The organism is Cohnella thailandensis (genome assembly GCF_014212135.1).
GTDB lineage: Bacteria > Bacillota > Bacilli > Paenibacillales > Paenibacillaceae > Cohnella > Cohnella thailandensis.
Window position 1 is genome coordinate 169,701 of record NZ_JACJVQ010000011.1, and the last position, 20,572, is coordinate 190,272.

The following is a 20,572-nucleotide window of genomic DNA, read 5'->3' on the forward strand; positions in this document are numbered from 1 at the left end:
TCCTTTTACCAGATGCCGTCTTCCTTCATCCACTTGGCGATCCGGTTGCTCGCGAGCAGGAAAATCAGCCCGATCACGGAAGTGAACAGCCCCACCGTCGTTCCGAAGGAGAAGCGGCCGCCGAGAATGCCCACCCGGTAGGCGTACGTCTCGAACACCTCGGATACCCCGAGATTCATCTGGTTCTGCAGGACGAAGATCTGCTCGAAGCCGTTGTTCATGATGTGTCCGAGCCTTAGGATAAGCAGGACGATGATCGTGGATTTGATGCCCGGCAGCGTGATGTGCCAGATCCGCCTGAGCCTGCCCGCGCCGTCCATGCTGGCCGCTTCGTACAGCTCCGTGTTTACGGAGGCGATGGCCGCCAGGTAGATGATGCTCTCCCAGCCGGAGTCCTTCCAGATGCTGCTGAGCACGACGATAGGCCGGAAGTAGCTTTCGTCCGCCAGGAAGAAGATCGGGTCGATGCCGAGCTGGCCGAGGAAGATATTGAGTACCCCCCAAGTCGGAGAAAGGAAGTTGACGAGAATCCCGCCGATGATTACCCAGGAAATGAAGTGAGGAAGGTAGATGAGCGTCTGGGTAAATCTCTGGTAGGTTCGGCTGCGCATCTCGTTGAGGAAAATAGCTAGAAGAATAGGGAAAGGAAATCCGAACAGCAGCTTCAGGAAGCTTAAGATCAGCGAGTTCCAGAAGACGGTATAGAAGTCGCTGAGCCCGAACATATACCGGAAGTTCTCGAAGCCGATCCATGCGCTGCCCAGTATTCCCTTGTTGAAGTTGAAGTCCTTGAAGGCGATGAGAACCCCGTACATCGGAACGTAGTTAAAAATCAGGAAGTAGAGAACGCCGGGGATAAGCATGATGTAGAGGTACTTCTTCTTGTCGACGTAACGCAACGCGCTTCTGAGGTTTTTCGCCATTGGTGCTCCCATCCTTGCGATCAGATTACTTTAAGCAAAGCCCGATCAAGTCATCGATGTCCGCAGTCGCCAAGCACTCATACGTGTCTCCCGCTCCGTAGTAGATTTTCACCTCGCCGTTATCCTCCAGAATCATGCCGCCCGGGAAAATGACGTGATTGCGGAATCCGCCGTCTTTCTCGTAGGGAGCATCGGGTGCGAGCAGGGGTTCCTTATATAGTCCGACAACTTGCTTGGGGTTGTCTAGATCCAGCAGCATTATTCCCGCGGTATAACGCTTCTTCCACGAATCCTCCCAGCCGTTCTTCCCTCTCGAAGGGTCGATGTCCACGGCGTGGAAGGTGGTCAGCCAGCCTTTGGGCGTCTTGATCGGAGGAGCGGCGGGTCCCAGCTTCGCGTTCGCGTACGGCACCTGCTCGACTCCGAGAAGCAGATCGGAATTGCCCCAGTACTTCAGATCCGACGAATCGGAGATCCAGATGTCGAATCTCTCCTTGCCTTCGCGGCTATAGATCGTGAACGGCCTCTCCAGCCGAACGTAACGGTCGTTGATCTTCTCGGGGAAAAGCACCATGTTGCGGTTGTCCGGAACGCTCATGCTGATGATTTCGAAGGTCTCGAAGTCGTCCGTCACGGCGATCCCCCCGCGGATGCCGTGAAGCGTGTCCACCGCGAAGCACATGTAGCAGCGGCCGTCGATCACGGTAAGGCGCGGATCGTAAGCCCGGACGATCTCCTCGTCCCGAATATCGAAGCACGGCTCCGGCCTCACGTCCCAATTCACGCCGTCGTCGCTGAAGGCGATTCCCATATTCGTCGTGCCGTAATGGGAAAGCGTTTGCAATTTCGGATTGCCATAATCGTTCCGGAACACCATCACGTACTTGCCTTGGAACTTCGTCACGCCGGCATTGAACACCAATGCTGGTTTGTATGGGACTTGATCGCTGGTCAAAATCGGGTTGTCCGGGTGTCGGTAAACCAGCGGACTCGATTGCACGTCTCCGATCAACCCTAATGTCGGCAAACTCATCTTACATCCTCCCTGATGCCATCGTTTATCCTTCGCGTTCACAAGCCTAGTTTATGGTATAATCGGGCTGTCAGAGGCGCAATTTTTTATCCCTTTATCCTAATTTTTCTAAGTCTTGGAGGGATTTTATGACTATCTTCCCTATGAACAAGAACTTATCCGATTACGATATGATCGAACGGGACTTCCCGGTTCACGTCTCTATCAACGAGGTTCGGCATCATTTCCCCGCCCACCGGCACGATTTTCTCGAATGCTCGCTCGTCATCGAGGGGGAAGGCTACGAGACCATCAACGGCGTGAAGCATCCGATGTCCCGCGGCACGTTCAACCTGCTCCTCCCTTATCAGATCCACGAGATCGTCACCACTTCGCCGACTCCGCTGAGATTGTACAATTGCATGTTCGCCATGGAGCTTCTGACCGCCAGCTCCAAGATCGGCTCGGCCCATCTGCAGACGATGCTCGTCGAGAATCGGCTGCCCTACGTTCAAATCGACAAAGAGGAGCTGGCCTCGTTCGAGGGGCTGTTCGGCAGCATTCTCGCGGAGTATGAGGCTCGGGATCCGTTCCGCAAGGATCTGCTCCCCTTGAAGCTGCACGAGCTGCTCATCCGCTTCGAAAGGAAGCGGCTCGCCATTCGGGAGAGCAGGCGGGCGGAAGAGGAACAATCCGGCCGGAAGGGCGTCGTTTGGCCCGTCATCGAATACATCCACTACAATTACCGCGAGGATTTGTCCCTGACGGGGCTGTCCGAAACGTTCCGAACCCACCCGACTCGCCTCAGCGTCGAGATCAAGAAGCATGCGGGCATCAACTTCATGCACCTCTTGCATAACATCCGTCTGCGCCACGCTTGCAGCTTATTGGTAGCGACCGACATGAGCATCCTCGACATCGCCCTGGAGGTCGGCTTCAGCTCTTACAAGGTGTTCGCTCGGGTCTTCCGGGAGAAGCAGGGGATGACCCCGAGCGAGTACCGGCAGGTTCATTATGCCTCTTATTGAACGGCTAGCGTCTCATGGAGGGCGTTGTTCCGAAGCTGCAAAAAACCCATTATCCCTTCCGCTCAGAGCCGGAATGCGCCCGTTAGTCTGAGCTTTGGGGATAATGGGTTTTCTTATTCCGATTTTAATCGATCAGCCCGGCTTGCTTCAGCAGCCGCTGCACGATCGCGGCCGTTTCCGCCCTTGTCATCTTGCTCCCCGGCATAAACCGGGAACCGGAGCCCGCAGCCAGTCCGTTCGCGACCGCGGCGGCGGCGCTCGGCTTCGCCCAGCTTCCGATGTCCTCCGCGTCCTTAAACGCGGACAGGATTCGCGCCGAGTCCTCGGCGCTTAAAACCGTGTCCACTCCGACAAGCTCCATCGCCCTGGCGGTGATCGCAACGGCCTCTTCGCGCGTAATGGTCGCGTTCGGCCGGAAGGTACCGTCGGAATAGCCTTCGATTAAGCCTATCCGCTGCGCTTGGTCCGCCGCGCCCGCATACCAGGCGCCGTCCTCAACGTCCGCGAAGCCGGATGCCGTACCCGTATCCGGCAATCCGAGCGCCCTGACGACGATCGCCGCGAATTCCGCGCGGGTAACGGCGGCGTCGGGCTTGTAATGCGACCCGTCGGTGCCGTTTACGATCATTCGGGAAGCCATCTCGTTCACCGCCTCTCGCGACCAATGCCCGTTCACGTCCGCGAATGCGGCCGAATGATCCACGAGAGCGTAGTCGCTGTTCGTCAGACTGCTCACGACCGCGTACAGCCTGCCATCCCGCTCGATTACCCGGGTCGGCGCATGCCGCGCAGCGCCGTTCGGTTCGACGACGACGGCGGTCGTCACCTTCGACCGATCGATTCCTTCCGGAAGAGGGATTTCCCTCTCCACGAATTGTCCGAAGCGATCCGTCTCCGCCGTATGGCCGCCGAAGGAAGCGACAACGGAGAACTCGACCGGAGCGGCTACGATTCGGTACCCGCCGGCATTCGCCGCTTGCTCCGCCGAAGCAACCGTCTCGGCGCTGCTTTGGCCGATGCGGATCTGAACGGCGATGTCCGCCAGCGCTACCTCTTGCCCCAATTGCCGCGCGAGATTGTCGATAAGCACTTGAACGGCCGGAAGCCGGTAAGAGCCATTGGTCGTCCGGATCTCCAGCGTTGCCTGCTTTTTCTCCAATGCTTTGACGATTTCCCCGTTCAGCTCGACGACAACCTGCTCTGCCGCAAAGGAAGAGGAGATTTGGAAGATAGGGCTGTTTGCGCTTTGCTCCAGCCGAGACTCCAGTTCGGTTGCGTTCACCGTGAATCGAATCGTTGCTCGTCCGTCCTTCTCCTCCGAGGCCGCGTTTACGATTCCCGTGAGGGTTTGTCCATTCCAATAGGCGATCGTATCGGGTTCGTTGCCTTCCGAGCTCGATTCAGGCAGTTGAACCGGAGGAAAATAGGCAAGCTCTCGCGTGACGTCGACCGTATAGGCGTGCTGCGTTCCGTTCTCCGCGGTCACCGTCAGCACGACCCGGTTCATTCCGTATCCGATCTGCAGTTCATCGCTCGCCTGGCCGCTTATGAGCGAGAGCGGTCCCGCGGCAAGTCGATTGTTGCCGTCGTACACGCTTGCCGTAACGCTGGAGCTGCTTGCGTACACGGTCGCGGACACCGACACCGACGACACGAAGCTGGGCACCGTCGCCGAGTATCGCGCCACGCCCGCCGCAAAGCTCGGGCTGAGAGGCAGCTTCTGCGTTCCGACGATAACATCCAGTCCTGCGAGCGTCGCATCCGAGCTTGGAGGCGGAACGATCGGCTTCTCTACGGTTTGGAATTCCCAACCGTCTGCCAATCCTCCGTATTCGTTCCCGTCCGAATCCGCGAAGGCCCCCGCTTCGATTGTTACTCGATAAAGGGTGCCGTAGGATAGCGGATTCGCGGGTTGAATGCGCACCGTCGATCCGAATACCTCGACTTGCTCGGCATCCGCCGCGTCGATCGTTTGCGAGATTCGGTCGCCCGATAAGCTTTCGATCAGGATTCGTTTGCCGGCAACGGGCCTTACCTCTTTATTGAACGCCATCGCCAGAGGAGCGTTGACGCTAATTCCCGTCGCCCCGCCGACAGGCTGGAACCGGATCATCTCCGGAACGTGGACCGGTACGGTTGCCCATTGCGCATACAGCGTAACAGGGGAAGTTCCGATCGTCAGAAGCTCGCCCGGCATATAGGTCGCTCCGCTTCCGTTGGCTTTCGTATCCCAGCCGGCGAATGCGTACCCTTCTCTCGCTAGGTCGCCTGGAGCGCGCACCGTTGCCTCTTCGCCGGCTTCGTACTCGTTCGAGTCTACCGGCGCCGTGCCTCCCGTGCTGCCGTTGCCGTCATACGTTACCTTGTAAGTAGGCGTCGGGATTGGAATGGCATCCCACTGCGCATAAAGCGTAACGTCGACGTTTACGGTCAGCTCGTCGCCTTCTTCGTAAGCGACTCCGCTGCCGTCCGCCTTCGTGTTCCAACCCTTAAACGTGTAGCTTTCTCTCGCCAAGCTTCCTTGGCCCAGCACCGTCGCCTTATCGCCGGCTTCATATTCACTAGCGTCAACAGGCGCCGCGCCTCCCATGCTGCCGTTGCCGTCATACGTTACCGTGTAAGTCGGCGTCGGGATTGGAATGGCATCCCACTGCGCATAAAGCGTAACGTCGGCGTTTACCGTCAGCTCATCGTCTTCCTCATACGCATCCCCGCTGCCGTCCGCCTTCGTGTTCCAACCCTTAAACGTGAAGCTTTCTCTCGCCAAGCTTCCTTGGCCCAGCACCGCGGCTTTCTCCCCGGCTTCGTACTCGTTCGAGTCTACAGGTACCGTGCCTCCCGTGCTGCCGTTGCCGTCATACGTTACCGTGTAAGTCGGCGTCGGGATTGGAATGGCATCCCACTGCGCATAAAGCGTAACGTCGGCGTTTACCATCAGCTCGTCGCCTTCTTCGTAAGCGACTCCGCTGCCGTCCGCCTTCGTGTTCCAGCCCTTAAACGTATAGCTTTCTCTCGCCAAGCCTCCTTGGCCCAGCACCGCGGCTTTCTCCCCGGCTTCGTACTCGTTCGAGTCTACAGGTGCCATGCCTCCCGTGCTGCCGTTGCCGTCATACGTTACCGTGTAAGTCGGAATCTTCGTCCATTGAGCAAACAGAGTGACATCGGATGCGACGGTGAGTTCGTCATTCTCCGCATACGCGTCCCCGCTGCCGTCCGCCTTCGTGTTCCAGCCCTTAAACGTGTAGCTTTCTCTCGCCAAGCTTCCTTGACCCAGCACCGCGGCTTTTTCCCCGGCTGCATATTCTTTCGCATCCTCCGGTACCGTGCCGCCAGAGCTGCCGTTGCCGTCATACGTTACCGCGTACGTCGGCAGAGTCGACTCCCATATCATGGTATACGGGCTTTTATTGCCGGCGGCATCCTTCACGATGACGTTAAAGAAATACCCCGTGTCAGGCGTAAGTCCGCTTACCGCGAACGTATCGACATCGGCCGTATAGTCCATGAGCAGAGTGCCGCGTTTCTCCGCGAGCTGAGGAGAGTAGATAGATCCGTCTTCGGATTGATAAACCGCATATTGCAGCCTGTCCGATTCCGTCATGTTGTCGGAGGCCTTGTCCCAGTTCAAAGTCATCCCCGTCGTCGTGATGTCCGAAGCCGCGAATTCGGCAATATCCGTGAACGGAGCCGTCACGTCCATGACGACGGCGTTCCGAACCGGCATGGGCCGCGAAATCTCCGTTTTATCGCCCAAAGGTCCGCCGCTGTTATAGCCCCAAGCCCAGCCGAACCCGTCGGAGTCCATCGCGAGGCTATGAAATTGTCCGGCCGCCACGGCTGCTGCGCGCTCTAGTCCCGGAACCCGAATCGGCGTAGTGGAAGTCGTCGTCGATCCGTCGCCCAGTTGATTCTGATGGTTAAAGCCCCAGCCCCATACGGTGCCGTCTTTTTTAATGACGAGATTATGAAAATAACCGGCAGAGATCGTCGCGACATCGTCAAGCCCGGCAACCTGTACCGGACTCCGGCGTTCCGTATACGTTCCGTCTCCGACCGCCCCGTTCGTGTTCTGACCCCAAGCCCAGACGCGGCCGTTCTCGTCGAGCGCGAGCGCATGGTTGTATCCGGCGGAGATGGCCACGATTCCGCTCAGGCCCGGAATGGGCTGAGGATCCTCGCGCAGATCGGCGGCCAAGCCGGCGCCTAGCTGTCCTTGCTTGTTCCAACCCCACGACCAGACCGTCCCGTCGTCTTTGAGCGCGAGGCTGAAAGAGCCTCCCGTGGCGACCTCCTTGATATCGGACAGCCCCATCAGCAGCACCGGAGTCTCCCGCGAGATAATCGTTCCGTCGCCAAGCTGGCCGCTCTCGTTCGAGCCCCAAGCCCAGACATCCCCATACTCGTCAATGGCCAGGGCATGCTGGCCCGAACCCGAGGATACTTTTTTAATGCCGCTTAGTCCCTGCACCTGCACCGGCGAAATCCGGCCGGTCGTCGTGCCGTCTCCTATTTGGCCATAGTCGTTTTTGCCCCAGGCCCATACGGACCCGTCTTCCAGCACGGCATAGCCGTTGAAATAACCGATTCCGATCGATTGGACGCCGCTTAGGCCCGCCGTCTTGACCGGATAGGTGTAATTTCCCGTTTTGCCGTTACCCAGCTGTCCGCTTCCTCCTCGTCCCCAGCCCCAGACCGTTCCATCGCTTAGCAAAGCCAGACTGAAGTATTCGGTGGCCGCCAGCTGAGGCGCGACGGCTTCCCCGGTCGCGGCTTGGGCCCGATTTTCGCCGATTTGCAAGACACTTAGCAGAACCAATAAACTGAGCAGCAGGTTTCCCGCCCGTTTCATCCTTGACGATCCCTCCGTTTAGCGTGATGGCTTCCGGCCAAGCGCGTCCGTTGCCGGACGGTCTTCGCCACTATGCCATTCTACTAACGGGATCGGACGGGGACTATTATCGAAAGTTAGCAAATGCGGATATTGTCAAAAAGGGGAGAACTCTCTGATAGGCTATGAATAGATAAATCCAAGCTTCCGCAGCAGAAGCTCAAGCGAGACGGCGGCTTCTCCGCGAGTGACGATTCCGCGAGGCTCCAGCCGGCCAGCGAGCAAGCCGCCGAACAGCTCCTCGCCGAGTACGACGCTCATGCTCGGGGCCGCCCAACCGGCCGGTTGATCCTCCTTCGAATAGCCGTCCAGCGTCGCCGCATTCCATACCGCTCCCGGCTTCGCCAACCGGAGAGCGTTCGCGAGCAGAACGGCCAGCTCCTGCCGGTTCAGCCCGACTTGAGGGGAAAATTTCCCACCGTAGCCGGAAACCAGCCCGTATGCCGCGGCGATCCGGACGTCCGACGCGAACCAATTCCCCTCGGCGACATCCGAATAATTCCCTGACCCCGTCTTATCCTGAAGCCCCAATCCCCTCACGAGCATGGCGACGAATTCGGATCGCGTTATCGGCGCATCCGGCCCGAAGCACTCCGGCGTTCTTCCGTTTACGATCCCCGTCTCCGCCAGCCTATCGACGGCCGGCCGGCTCCAATGCGCGATGAGGTCCCGAAACGCCGCCTTCCGGGATGCGAGGACATAGACGCCGTTCCCGCTTCGGTTCACGATGGCATGAAGGGTCCCGTCGGAGTCCTTAAAAAAGCGCGTCGGGGCGAATCCGAAGCGAGGAACGCCATTGTCGCGCTGCCCGGCAAGGAACTCGGCCGTGCTTGCCATATCGAAGACGGGCCTGCCCAACGCTATCGTACTCTGAACGAACGTTCGGCCGAAATCCGAGATTTCTCTCTCTTCTCCGTTCGTGCGGACGACCAGCCGAAACTCCGCGACCGGCGTATCGTCAACGTGCCGGAGCCCTTGCGCATCGGCCAGAGCGGGTACGCGGTCAATCTCTTCTCCCGTCGTTTGAATCGACGCCAGAACGTCTCCGGCGCCTTCCAACGCGTCATTATCGGCCAGCAGGGACAAGGGGAGCATGATGGAGCCCGAGGAACTGGCCAGAAGGAGCGCTCCATCCGCCCCGGAACGCTCGTAAGCCGCCTTGGCCACCGGGAAGGGAATCGCGAACGTCGCATTGCCGGATAGCTGCGCGCCGACGGCGAAGACGTCGATTTTGCTTTTCTCCGCCTGCAGGGCCGCCAATGCCGAAGCTTCGTCGATCGCGACCAGATGCCCGGCCTCCGTGGCTTCCTTTCGTAGAGCGGAATTCCAGGAGAAGACATGTCCCGCTCCCGTCATCCAGTCCGGAGGCAGGAAGGTCCAAGACTCGGCAGCCGGAATAGCCGCCGGAGCAATCGGTGCGGTCGGCGCGGTCGGCGCGACGGCCAACCGGTTCGCCGCTCCCGCTTCTGCCCGATCCCGACCGCCAAGCCCCGGGAAAAGCAGGCACGTCAACGAGATCATCAGGAGCATAAGCAGCATCCGTCCGGGCATTCTGCGAAATAGAGAGTGTTCGATCATGGGAACGCCTCCAAATTTCTCGATTTGTACGATACATTTTGTATCAATCGTAGCATGCTTTGTCTCTAATCTCAACCTCCCATTAGATCTCGAATCTGGACGCCGGATCGGAAGAACGAAGCATCCGCCCTCTAGTTATCCGCACATACGGTTTCTCCTAGTCCAACATATTCTAAGGCGATGAAAGGAGGCGGACGACATGGGGTACAAAAGCTCATCGATCAAAAGCAAATGGGTGAAAACGAAGTGGCTGCTGGGCAGCTCGACATTGCGCCATTACGTTCCTTGGACGCTTCCGTTTACCCGCGGCAACCTGGATAAGATGCTGGCTCGGCACTCTACCGTCTACTTCAAGCCGACGGGCGGCACGGGCGGCTCGAATATCGTCCGAATCAAGCGCCAAGGGAATCTTTATACGACGAAGCACCGACGGACGATACGCGAACACTCCGGCATCGAAGGCCTCTTCGGCTTTTTGAAAGCCCGAGCCGGCTCCGAGCCCTACCTGCTCCAGAAAGGAATCAAGCTCGCTTCCGTGAAGGGGAGACCGTTCGATATTCGCGTCATGGTTCAGAAAACGGGGGGCGTCTGGACAAGTACCGCGATCTTCCTCAAAATCGGCAAAGCGGGCTCGGTCGCCACGAATTACAGTCAAGGCGGGAAAATCGGCTTTTTGCGGCAAACGTTGAAAGAGGCGGGCTACGAAGAGGAGAGTATCAAGCGGATTCGGAAGGATCTCGAGCAGCTCGGAGTGAACGTCGGCAAGCAATTCGACAAGCATTACAAGGGCTTCCGCGAGCTCGGGCTCGACGTCGCCCTGGATAAGCAAGGATGGCTATGGATTCTGGAGGTCAATACCCGGCCCCAGTTCTATCCGTTGAGGAACATGGGAGACCGCAGGATGTATCGCAAGATCGTCTCGTATGCCAAACAATACGGCCGAACGAAATAGACGGCAAGAAGGGTTGAACGCCGGGGTGTCCGATCCCCTCCGTTCAACCCTTTTCTATATGACTTATTCAGCAAGCGGCGCCAGCTCGAACCGGTACGCTCCCGAGCCGAGCCGGAAGCGAAGGCCGTCCGCCGATTCCGCCGCGTCCGATACTCCCTCCGCCGTCTCCAGCGGGCGGCCGGACTCCAAGACCGAGCCAAGCTTCGCGCCCGGCAGGACGACATCGGCGGAGGCGTTCGCCGGAACCGTCATCTCGTAGACGATTCCGCCGTTCGCGAGGCGCTTCCATGCCGAACGGATCTCGCCGTAAGGCGAGTCGAGCGTCGCTTCGGCGTGCCGGAGCGAGCCTCCGGGCAGCGGGCTGAGCTTGATCCGGCGATAGCCGGGCTCGTTCTCATCCGCGTCGATGCCCGCCACGGAGCCGAACAGCCAATCGCCGACCGCGCCGTAAGCGTAGTGATTGTACGAATTCATGTCGTCGCTCCAGAAGCTTCCGTCCGGCTTGATTCCGTCCCAGTGCTCCCAGATCGTCGTCGCCCCGCGAACGACCGGATAGAGCCAGGACGGATACTCCCGGCGCTCCAGAAGCTTGTAGGCAAGCTCCCCGTAGCCGAAGCGGGTCAGCACGTGGCACAGGTACGGCGTTCCGACGAAGCCCGTCGTCAGCTGCGCGCCGCTCTCCTCGATCAGCTTGGCGAAGCGGTCCGCCGCCTGCCGGCGGTCCTTCTCCTCCAGCAGATCGAACATGAGGGCCACCGCGTAAGCCGTCTGGGTAGGCGATGCGACGCGGCCGCTCGGCGTCACGAACTCTTCGCGGAACGCGCTCGCGACGCGATCGCGCAGCTCGGAATACTCCTTCGCTTCCTTCTCGAGCCCAAGCACCTTCGCCGCCTTCGCCACGATTCCCGTCGAGTACGCGTAGAAGGCCGTCGCGATCAGCTCGCGCGGAGTCGCTCCGACGTAGCTGTTCTCCTTCGCGTCGAGACCGAGCCAATCTCCGAAGTGGAAGCCGGTATTCCATAGGAACTCGTTCTCCCCCTGCGCCCGGATGTACTCGACCCACCCCTTCATGCTCGGGAACTGATCCCGCAGGACGCGTTCGTCCCCGTAACGTTCGTAAACGACCCAAGGACAGATGACCGCCGCGTCGCCCCAAGCCGCCGAATTGTAACCCGCTACCTTCACTTCCGGGATGACGTGAGGAACTCCGCCGTCCTCCTGTTGATCCGCCGCCAGGTCCTTCAGCCATTTGGCGAAGAACGGAGCGACGTTCCGGTTGTACGTAGCCGCCCGTATGAACGCCTGGGCGTCGCCTGTCCAGCCGAGCCTCTCGTCCCGCTGCGGGCAGTCCGTCGGCACGTCGACGAAGTTGCCGATCTGACCCCATACGATATTTTCCGCCAGCTTGTTGATTAACGGATCCGAGCACCGGAAGCTTCCGCCTGGCTTCAGATCGCTTGTCAGTACGCACCCCGCGAACCGGCCGGCGATGCGTTCGGCGGGAATTCCCTCTACCTTGACATAGCGGAAGCCCTGGAAGGAGAAGACCGGCTGGAACGTCTCTTGCCCATCGCCCGAGCAAATGTACGTGACCGTCTGCTTGGCCGCCCGCAGGTTGCCCGTGTAGAAGTTGCCTTCCTTATCGAGCACTTCCGCGTGCCGGAGGGTGACAACGGTTCCGGCTTTCTCGCTAACGGCGAAGCGCACCCAACCGACCATGTTCTGGCCGAAGTCGATCACGGTTTCGCCGCGAGGCGTCGTATGCACCGATACCGGAACGAGCTCCCGCACCTGGCGAACCGGTTCGTTCTCCTGGGCGACGAGCGTCGACTTCGTATGGCTATACGGGCTCGCGGAGCTCCAATCGGTATCGTCGTATGCGGCGGAAGACCAGCCCCGTTTCTCCATCCGGGCATCGTACAGCTCGCCGTGATAAAGCTCGGACATCCGGAGCGCCCCATCGGAACCCTTCCATGATCCGTCCGTCCCGACGATCTCCTCCGAGCCGTCCTCGTAGCGAACGTGAAGCTTCGCGAGCAGCGCCCGGGTGCCGCCGTACAGGCTGTCCGGCTGCCATCCGATCTGGCTCCGGTACCAGCCGTTGCCCAGCATGACGCCCAACGCGTTCTCCCCTTCCGCCAGCAAGCCGGTTACGTCGTAGGTCTGGTACTGAAGCCGTTTCTCGTACGTCGTCCAACCCGGATTCATATGCGTATCGTCGGCTTCTTGGCCGTTCACGTACAGCTTGTAAGCCCCAAGAGCCGTCGCGTAGACGCGGGCGGAAGCGATCCGGCCTTTGGTCCGGAACGCCTTCCGAAGATAAGCGATCGGCTCGTTCCCTTGCTCGTCCGCCGGCAGCTCGAAGGAGATCCAGTCGGCGCCCGCCCACTCGTCTTCGGAATAGTAAGCCGTCTCGAAGAACGAAGGAACGCTCCATTCGGACTCGTTTCCGTCTTGCGTCCACGCTTTGACTCGGTAGAAGTACCTCGTACGCGATTGCAGTGCCGCTCCTTCATAGGGAACGAGCACGGATCGGCCGCTTTCGATTTTCCCCGTATCCCAGGCGAGCGGCTCCTCGAAGCGCTCATTCGCGGCCGCTTGAATCCGATAAGCTCCTTGCATGACGCCCCGGCTCGCGGAACGAAGCTTCCAGCTCAGCCTCGGCTCCCGATCGTCGATCCCGACCGGGTTCGTCTTATGATTGCAGGTCAGATCGTAAATCTCGATAATCGCCATTGGTCGCTCTCCTGTTCGGCTTAAGATTAATCTTCTCTGAGAGGAGTGTAACGCGCTTACATCGATAGAAATACAGCTGAAACGGACGCATTGAGGTGGTAAAATGGACATCATTACGGAAAGCGGCGGATGAAAAAGGAGAGCGATTCGATGAAGCAGGCAAGGCACACGTTAAAGGGCAGCGAGCTCTTTCAAGAGGGGCTTCGGATTTACGTCAACCGGGCCGAGGAGAGGTTCGATCTCGTTCAGCATGAGCACGATTTCATCGAATTGACGTACGTGGCGGAGGGTTCCGGCTATCATTACCTGGGGGATCGGATGCTCCCCGCGTCCCGCGGCGACCTGTTCGCCCTTCCCGTCGGCAGCTCCCATGTTTTCCGGCCCTATTCCTTGGAGAAAAACCGCAGGCTGGTCGTCTACAACGTCGTCTTCGCGGAGGAGCTGATGGACGAGATCGCGCGGGAGGCCCCGGAGCTGGAGCTGGACAAGCTCTGGCGTTCGTTGGAAGAGGGACCGGTCGAGAAAGGAGCGGCGCGGGATTCTCTCCTTCGGCTCGAGCCGCTGTTCGAACGGATGCACGAGGAGCATGCCGCGGCCGGGCCGGGCTGCGGCGCCTTGCTTCGCTCGATGCTGACGCAGCTCATCATCGAATGGGCGAGAATGCTTCGCGCGGCAGCCCTCCCCGAGGAACGGCCCAGCAGCGACTTCATCGGGGAGGCCGTCGCCTTCGTCCGGGAGCGGGCCGCGGAACCGCTCACCCTGCGCTCGGTCGCGGACAACTTCCGGTTAAGCGAGCGCCATTTCCAGCGTTTGTTCAAGCGGCATACGGGTCAAACGTTCCATGAATTCCTTCAGCGCCAACGCATTCATGCGGCTTGCGAGCTGCTGCGCTCGACCCGCCACAAGCTGGACACGATCGCGGGCATGGTCGGCTATCGGGATCTCCCATCGTTCGCCAGAGTCTTTAAGCGTATCGAAGGATGCTCTCCCGGCCGCTACCGGAAAACCTCATCAACCTTTGGGGCGGAATGAGGCAAAGTTAAAGCTTTGTATGATTTTTCGGCTGCTTTATGCAAAAGAGAGGCCGTCCCCTTATGGGACAGCCCCTCGAATATTGCCGTTAAGCGTGGAAGTTCGTTCCGTCCGTCACCGGCTTCACGTAACCGGCGCGGATGACGAAGTCGCCGAAGTGCTCTCCGGAGACCCGCTCGGCGGCATAACGATTAATGATCGGCTTAAGCGTATCGATGATCTCGTCCTCGCCGATGTTCTCGCGATACATCTTGCTGAGACGGTCGCCGGTGAAGCTCGCTCCCATGTACATGTTGTACTTGCCCGGGGATTTGCCGATGAAGGCGATCTCGCCGAGCGCCGGGCGGGCGCAGCCGTTCGGGCAGCCCGTCATGCGGATATTGATCTCTTCGTCGCGGAGACCGGCTTCTTCCAGAATCGGCTCCAGCTTCGTGAGCAGCGTCGGCAGATAGCGTTCCGCTTCGGCCATGGCCAGGCCGCACGTCGGCAACGCCACGCAGCTCAGGGAACTCCGGCGCAGGGCCGAATAGTAGGAACCCTCTTCGATTCCGTACTCCTTCAGCAGGGCCGCGATCTTCGTCTTCTTTTGCGCGGTCACGTTGGCGATAACGAGGTTCTGGTTCGCCGTCAGGCGGAAGTCGCCCGTGTGGATTTTCGCGATCTCGCGCAGCGCGGTTTTCAGCTTGTAGCCTTCCAGATCCTTAACCCGTCCGCTCTGGATAAACAGCGTCAGATTCCATTTGTTGTCCTTGCCCTTGATCCAGCCGTAACGGTCTCCCGTATGCTCGAATCGATACTCGCGGGCCGGCTGAAGCTGCCAGCCGAGACGATCGTGAAGCTCGTCCACGAACCATTCGAGGCCGTGACGGTCGATCGTGTACTTAAAGCGGGCGTTCTTCCGCACGGAGCGGTTGCCGTAGTCGCGCTGAATCGTCACGGTCTTCTCCGCCACGTCGAGAACTTGGTCCAACGTAACGAAGCCGATTACCTTGGCAAGCTGCGGATAGGTAGCCGTATCGCCGTGGGTCATGCCCATGCCCCCGCCGACGCAGACGTTGAAGCCGATCAGCTTGTTGTTCTCCACGATCGCGATAAAGCCGAGATCCTGGGAGAAAATGTCCACGTCGTTGGAAGGAGGTACCGCGATGCCGATCTTGAACTTGCGCGGCAGGTAGACCGGTCCGTAGATCGGCTCCACCGCGTCGCCCTCGATGCCGTCGCTCTGCTCCAAGCTGTCCAGAATCTTCTCTCCGTCCAGCCAAATCTCGTGGTACGCGGGCGTCTTCGGCGCCAAATGCTTCGTCAGCCGCTGCGCCCAGTGGAACACTTCGCTGTGGACTTCCGATTGATACGGGTTCGGGTTGCACATGACGTTGCGGCTGACGTCGCCGCAAGCGGCCAATGTCGACAGCATCGCTTCGTTGATCTCGGCGATCGTTTTCTTCAAATTCCACTTCAGGACGCCGTGCAGCTGGAACGCTTGGCGCGTCGTCAGCTTCAGGCTTCCGGTTCCGTACTTGTCGGCCAGTTCGTCCATGACGAGCCATTGCGCCGGCGTCGCGAGACCGCCCGGAGTAACGACCCGAAGCATGAACTGATAGTAAGGCTCCAGCTTCTGCTTCTCGCGTTCGGTCCGGTAATCGCGGTCGTCCTGCATGTAGCTGCCATGGAATTTAAGCAGCCGGTTGTCCAGATCGGGCAAGCCGCCCGTGACGCGGTTCGCCAGCGACTCGGTCAACGATCCGCGCAGATAATGACTCTCTCTCTTAAGATGCTCGACGTCGCTCGGAGGTCCTCCGATCGGCTCGACCTTCAGGTTCTTCGCCATTGCCGTCAACTCCTTCGTTCAAGCGATTAATAAACGTCGCGTTGGTAGCGACCTTGATCTTGCAGCTCGGACAAATATTCGGCGGCCGCTTCCGGGGACTTGCTCCCGTACTGGCCGACAATCGCCAGGAGCGCGCTATGCACGTCGTGCGCCATGTGCTTCTCGTCTCCGCAGACATACACGTGGGCTCCGTCCTGCAGCCACTTGTACAATTCTTGTCCGTTCTCCAGCATGCGGTTCTGCACGTAAACCTTCTCGTCCGTGTCGCGGGAGAAGGCGACGTCGAGCTTCGTCAGGACGCCGTCCTTCAGCATGCGCTGCCAGTCGGTCTGATACAGGAAGTCGGTCACGAAGTGCCGGTCGCCGTAGAACAGCCACGACGGCCCCGTCGCGCCCAGCTCCTCGCGGTCTTCCATGAACGCCCGGAACGGAGCGACGCCCGTGCCCGGACCGATCATGATGACCGGCGTCTCCGGATTCGCCGGAGGCTTGAAGTTCGGGTTCTGCTGGATAAAGATCGGAACCGTATCGCCCGGAGCCAGACGCTCGGAGGCGTACACCGAACACACGCCTTTGCGTTCGCGGCCGTGAGCTTCGTATTCGACCTTGCGGATCGTCAGATGCACTTCGTCCGGATGCGAGTTCACGCTGCTCGCGATCGAATACAGGCGAGGAGGCAGCTTGCGAAGCAGGTTGGCGATATCTCCCGGGACCAGCGTCCATGGGCCGTAATCCCGGAGCAGATCCAGAAGATCGCGCCCGTCGATGTACGCTTTAAGCTCCTCTTTATTTTCAGGCTTGACCAGGTCCGCCAGCTTGGCGTTGCCGGAATATTGGACGGCTTTCTCGAGCAGCGGCTTGGTCAGCACGGTGATCTCGTAATGGTGATGCAGCGCCTTGCGCAGCGAGGAAGTCTCGCCGTTCTTGCCGGTGACGACCGCCTCTTCCGGGTTCCACTTCAGGTAAGAGAGAATCTCTTCGACCAGAGCCGGATCGTTCTGCGGGTAGACCCCGACCGCGTCGCCGGGCGAATAGGTTAGGCCCGAGCCTTCGAGCGACAGCTCGAGATGGCGAGTCTCGCGATCCGAGCCTCTGCCGTTCAGGTTCAGGTTCTCCAGAACTTCGGCATAGAACGGATTCGCGCGCGAATATTCCGATTCCGCCGAGGCGCTTGCCGGTGCGGCTGCGGTACCCGCCGAAGCGCCTGCCGCCGATGCCGCCGGCGCGGAAGCCGCGCTGACCGCCTTGTTCACGGCCGCCAGCCAGCCGGATGCCGCTTCCTCGAAGTCCACGTCGCAATCGACCCGGTCGACGATCCGTTCCGCTCCAAGCTCCGCCAGCCGAGCATCGAAGTCTTGACCCGTCTTGCAGAAGAATTCATAGGAAGTATCGCCGAGCGCAAGTACGGCGAACTTCGTTTCGTCGAGCTTAGGCGCACGCTTGCTGTGCAGGAATTCGTGGAAGGAGACCGCGTTGTCAGGCGGATCGCCTTCGCCATGCGTGCTGGCTACGATAAACAGGTACGCCGCTTTCTTCAGGTTGTTGGTCTTGTACTTGTTCATTGCGGACAGCGTAACCTCGAAGCCTTGGCCTTTCAGTTGCTCCGCCAATCGTCCGGCCAGCCTCTGGGCGTTGCCCGTCTGGGAGCCGAACAGGATCGTCGCTTCCTTAGGCAGGGCAGGAACGGGAGCGGCTGCCGGCGCAGGCGCTTCCAAGAGCTCGATCGTCGCCGACGTCTGCGCGGCGGCTCCGGCGTTGCCCCCGCGATAGAAAGTCAAATATCCGTTCAGCCAATGAATCTGGGCTTCCGTCAATGTCGGGAGCAGCTTGTTGAGAAGCTCCGCCTGCTCGCTCGTAAACGGACTGTTCGTCACTTGAAGTTGCAACTACATCCACCTCACGGTTCGTTAAATATCCGACAACGTTACTATGTTTTTAATTAAATTTAATACTACCTCAGTCGGACGGAAGGTTCAATGACTTCGTCGATTGTTGTCTATAAGACTTTCTGCGAGATTTATTATTTTTGGTTATAAAGCATCCGTACGCGTTAACACAAACGCCTTCGGCTTGGGCGCCAGAGATGCTTAGCGGGGATTGCGTAACCAGGGAACCCCGTTGCTCTGGTTGGCTTCCATTAGGTCGCTTCTCCCCTTCACTCAGGAGGTGATTATGGCGCGCATGCAACATTTTGGTGCACCGGCTGCACCTCTAATAGTTGATTCCATTAATCCCGCGGCGTGTGGTGCATCCCATGCACTACATTGGCTTATCTCTAGCCAATCCGGCTAATGTGCTGCATCCAGTGCACCACTTCGGCTAATCACTAGCCAATCCCGCTCATGTGGTGCACCACGTGCACTACTTCGGCTAATCACTAGCCAATCCCACTCACGTGGTGCACCACGTGCACTACATTGGCTTATCTCTAGCCAATCCCGCTAATGTGGTGCATCCAGTGCACCTCTTTGGCTTATCACTCGCCAATCTTGCTCATGTGGTGCATCCGGTGCACTACTTCGGCTTATCCCTAGCCAATCTCACACATGTGGTGCATCCCGTGCACCACTTCGGCTTATCACTAGCCAATCCCGCACATGTGGTGCATCCCGTGCACCACTTTGGCTTATCACTCGCCAATCTTGCTCATGTGGTGCATCCCGTGCACCACTTTGGCTTCTCACTCGCCAATCTTGTTCATGTGGTGCATCCCGTGCACCACTTTGGCTTACAGAGTCCATGCGGCGGTTGGCAGCCCCGTCGAATCCCTGCGACTCCCTTGGCCGCTCCATGCGGCGAAGAGCGGAGCATTCGTGCAAATTGAAAAAAATTAGAAAAGCCACTCTTGCAAGGGAATTTACGCCGGAGACGGATGACGCACAAGGCACCGCAGTTGTTTAAATTAAATCCGGCGGATGTAGCTCAAATCAGGCGCAGCAATGACAAAGAACCCCAAGCCGCCGTTCGGCTTGGGGTTCCACCTGCCATTAACGATACCCGCATCCGTTCCTTTAGTTGCGGAACTTGGTCTGCAGCCGGCCGAGAAAGAGATCGGCCAGGATCGCCAGCAGAGCCGCGGGAATAGCGCCCGCATAGATCTGGACGTTATTGCGCATGTTGAGACCGGAATATATCTCGCGTCCGAGCCCGTCGCCGCCGATCAGCGGAGCCAGCGTCGCCACGCCGATCGCGATGACGGCGGCGACGCGCAGGCCGGCCGTCAGGAACGGCAGCGACAGCGGAAGCCGGATCTTGAGCAGCAATTGCGACGGGCTCATCCCGATTCCTCGTCCGGCTTCCACGACGCCGGCGTCGACCTGCTTCAGCCCCACGTACGTATGCCGAATGATCGGCAGCAGCGAATAGAGGAACAGGCCGACGACGATCGTCTTGAAGCCGAGTCCGAGCCAAATCATCAGCAGCGCTAGCAGCGCCAAGCTCGGAAGGACCTGGACCACGTTGGCCGCCGCCAGGATGAGGCCGGCCAGCCGTTCGTTCCTGGCGCTGACGATGCCAAGCGGAATGCCGACGACAAGCGCAAGGCCAAGCCCGCACAGTACCATGACGATGTGCCCCCAAGTCAAGCTCAACAGATGAGGCCAGTTATCCTGCAGATAGGTCAGCAGATTCGTGTTGCCCATCCTGCTTCGCCTCCTTCCTTATTTCAACAGTCCTTGTCCCTTCAGGAATTCGACCGCGACGTCTTCCGGCGTCCGCTTGTTGACGTCCACTTCGTAATTGAGCGCGGTCATCGTCGCGGCGTCGATCTTGCCCACGAGCAGCGGAATGACTTCGTCAAGCTCCGGGTACTTCTCGAGCGTATCGTTGCGGAGCACCGGAGACGCATCGTAAGGCGGGAAGAATTGCTTGTCGTCCGTAAGCGTCTGAAGGTCGTACTGCTTAAGGCCGGCGTCCGTCGTATACGCCAGGACGACGTCCACTTCCTTGTCCGCCGCCGCTTTGTACACCAGGGAAATTTCCATCGGATACGTCTTCGAGAACGAGAAGCCGTAGTGGTCCGTGAACGCGCCATACCCGTCGTTCTCCCGCTCCAGCCAGGTCGTGTCGACCCCGACCTTCATGTCCTTGGCCACCTTGCCGAGATCCGAGACCGATTGCAACTGGTTCGCCTCGGCGACATCCTTTCGGACGGCCAGGGCGTACGTGTTCTCGAAACCGTAGGAATCGTACCATTTGAAGCCGTAGTTCTTATCGAACCCTTCTTGCGCCTGCTTCAGCACTTGCGCGCGGTCCTTCGTATCCTCGATATCGAAGTAGTCGTTGAAAATCTCGCCGGAATACAGCGTAGCCATCTGAATATCGTTGCTCTTCATCGATTTGATGACGATAGCGCTAGCCGCCAGATCGGGAACGATATCCACCTTGATGTCGGTGCGATCCTCGATCAACGCCTTATACATCGCGGCGAGAATCTTCGGCTCGGAGTACGTCTGCGTTCCGATCTTGATCGTGCCGGACGCGGCGCTTCCGTTGCCGTCGTTGCTCCCGCAGGCGGTTGTCGTTATAGCTAACAGCAGTACGATCGCGAAAATAGTCCATGTTTGTTTTCTCATGCTACCTCCTAAGATTGCGGA

General features: G+C 59.1%; 12 protein-coding genes. 3 read left to right on the forward strand and 9 right to left on the reverse strand.

Translation table 11 applies throughout. From position 1 onward, the window contains the following. Window positions 1-5 precede the first annotated feature (5 nt). Window positions 6-923 (reverse strand): ABC transporter permease, encoded by a 918-nt coding sequence (locus H7B67_RS14025; protein ID WP_245363578.1) that lies wholly within the window; start codon window positions 921-923, stop codon window positions 6-8. A gap of 25 nt (window positions 924-948) precedes the next feature. Continuing rightward, window positions 949-1,956, reverse strand: a complete 1,008-nt coding sequence (locus H7B67_RS14030; RefSeq protein ID WP_185120471.1) for a glycoside hydrolase family 130 protein — start codon at window positions 1,954-1,956, stop codon at window positions 949-951. Between the two features lie 128 nt (window positions 1,957-2,084). Here H7B67_RS14030 and H7B67_RS14035 point away from each other — a divergent pair, with 128 nt between their 5' ends. Continuing rightward, entirely contained in the window at window positions 2,085-2,963 is an 879-nt protein-coding gene (locus H7B67_RS14035; protein ID WP_185120472.1) for an AraC family transcriptional regulator, read from the forward strand. 124 nt (window positions 2,964-3,087) lie between these two features. Here the strand turns inward: H7B67_RS14035 and H7B67_RS14040 are convergent, their stop codons facing one another. Then, a complete protein-coding gene (locus H7B67_RS14040; RefSeq protein ID WP_185120473.1) occupies window positions 3,088-7,812 on the reverse strand; it encodes an RCC1 domain-containing protein in 4,725 nt (1,574 codons plus the stop codon). Window positions 7,813-7,974: 162 nt separating this feature from the next. After that, window positions 7,975-9,429: an S-layer homology domain-containing protein gene (locus tag H7B67_RS14045; protein ID WP_185120474.1), complete on the reverse strand. Its 1,455-nt coding sequence runs from the start codon at window positions 9,427-9,429 to the stop codon at window positions 7,975-7,977. A 199-nt stretch (window positions 9,430-9,628) separates the two neighbouring features. On the opposite strand from H7B67_RS14045, the gene H7B67_RS14050 reads away from it, so the two are divergent. Further along, window positions 9,629-10,381, forward strand: a complete 753-nt coding sequence (locus H7B67_RS14050) for a YheC/YheD family protein (RefSeq protein WP_185120475.1) — start codon at window positions 9,629-9,631, stop codon at window positions 10,379-10,381. 63 nt (window positions 10,382-10,444) lie between these two features. On the opposite strand, the gene H7B67_RS14055 is transcribed toward H7B67_RS14050, so the two are convergent. Beyond that, a complete protein-coding gene (locus H7B67_RS14055) occupies window positions 10,445-13,117 on the reverse strand; it encodes an alpha-L-rhamnosidase (protein ID WP_185120476.1) in 2,673 nt (890 codons plus the stop codon). A gap of 150 nt (window positions 13,118-13,267) precedes the next feature. Between H7B67_RS14055 and H7B67_RS14060 the strand changes: the two genes are divergently transcribed. Next, a complete protein-coding gene (locus tag H7B67_RS14060) occupies window positions 13,268-14,149 on the forward strand; it encodes an AraC family transcriptional regulator (protein WP_185120477.1) in 882 nt (293 codons plus the stop codon). Window positions 14,150-14,237: 88 nt separating this feature from the next. On the opposite strand, the gene cysI is transcribed toward H7B67_RS14060, so the two are convergent. The 4 genes from cysI to H7B67_RS14080 form a co-directional block, all read right to left on the reverse strand. Continuing rightward, a complete protein-coding gene (cysI, locus tag H7B67_RS14065; protein WP_185120478.1) occupies window positions 14,238-15,977 on the reverse strand; it encodes an assimilatory sulfite reductase (NADPH) hemoprotein subunit in 1,740 nt (579 codons plus the stop codon). Between the two features lie 26 nt (window positions 15,978-16,003). Continuing rightward, the gene (locus tag H7B67_RS14070) at window positions 16,004-17,863 is read right to left on the reverse strand and encodes an assimilatory sulfite reductase (NADPH) flavoprotein subunit (RefSeq protein ID WP_185120479.1); all 1,860 of its coding nucleotides are present in this window, start codon (window positions 17,861-17,863) and stop codon (window positions 16,004-16,006) included. Window positions 17,864-18,988: 1,125 nt separating this feature from the next. Continuing rightward, on the reverse strand, window positions 18,989-19,618 hold the full coding sequence (locus tag H7B67_RS14075) for an ABC transporter permease (protein ID WP_185120480.1): 630 nt from the start codon (window positions 19,616-19,618) through the stop codon (window positions 18,989-18,991). An 18-nt stretch (window positions 19,619-19,636) separates the two neighbouring features. Beyond that, a complete protein-coding gene (locus H7B67_RS14080) occupies window positions 19,637-20,551 on the reverse strand; it encodes a glycine betaine ABC transporter substrate-binding protein (RefSeq protein ID WP_185120481.1) in 915 nt (304 codons plus the stop codon). Window positions 20,552-20,572: the final 21 nt, after the last annotated feature.